Raw genomic sequence first — 871 nt, 5'->3', positions numbered from 1 at the left:
GCCTTATCCATTTGACCCTTATGGGCTTTAGCAGCTATTTGAATTGCTTGGTTTAGTGTTGACATATCTTCTCTCCCTTTAAAATAAATTTTTATCTTATCTTATTCTGTTCATTAGCTCTGATCTTGTGCTAGAAACTTCTTGGTAAAACTCATCCATTTCATAACTCGCCTGTCTTTCTGAAATTTCGCCGAGATAAAACAAGTGATTAATTATTTCATGAGCGGTCATATCTTTAAGGTCTTGTTCACGATAGATTGACATCTTTCTAGTCCCCTTTAAAATAGATTTTTTATCTTGTAGTTTGGTTGAACTGCGACTTAAATTATCTCGTAAGTCTTTTCAAAAAGTCTTTATTACATGGATAAATCTCACCATTAACTCCTGTGATAAGCATATCTTGTGGAGTGAAATTATGAACACCTTCTAATGTTTGTATTAGAAAACGTTCATCGCTCTCATGCGTTACTGCGTGACCATTGTAATTAAATGACCACGGCATACCTCTAACAATGTTTGCACCGTTATTCTTTCCGTGTTCTACAAATTCCTCAAAAGTTATAGCTTTAATTACTACTGGTTTTTTACGATATTTAGCCATTTTCATTCTCCCTCCAATATTTTGATAATGTGTTTAAAGTGTCTATCGACATTACTGTTTGGTTCGGGTTCTAATTTTTCATGCAATAATTTCGTTTCGTACAATGCAACACCAATGTTTTCTTCTCGTAATTCTATATTTTCTTTTTTTAATGTTTCGAACTCATTTTTAAAACGAATAAGATGGGATATGTCGAAGTCGGTAAAACTGCATCTACTTTGTCCGTTCCGTTCTAATTTAGCCAAGTCAATCAACTGATTTAAATAATAT

General features: G+C 33.1%; 3 protein-coding genes. All 3 read right to left on the bottom strand.

Annotated elements, in window-relative coordinates; all coding sequences use genetic code 11:
• Nucleotides 1-96: 96 nt before the first annotated feature.
• Nucleotides 97-264 (bottom strand): hypothetical protein, encoded by a 168-nt coding sequence (locus AC1DSL_RS18845; protein WP_477533419.1) that lies wholly within the window; start codon nt 262-264, stop codon nt 97-99.
• 61 nt (nt 265-325) lie between these two features.
• A complete protein-coding gene (locus AC1DSL_RS18840) occupies nt 326-601 on the bottom strand; it encodes a hypothetical protein (protein ID WP_477533418.1) in 276 nt (91 codons plus the stop codon).
• A gap of 2 nt (nt 602-603) precedes the next feature.
• On the bottom strand, nt 604-871 hold a 268-nt coding region (locus AC1DSL_RS18835), incomplete at its 5' end, for a hypothetical protein (protein ID WP_477533417.1).

It is taken from the genome of Paenisporosarcina sp. P4_D4 (assembly GCF_056401835.1).
The sequence above is the reverse complement of the archived record's forward strand: the minus strand, read 5'-3'. Positions and strand labels throughout refer to the sequence as shown.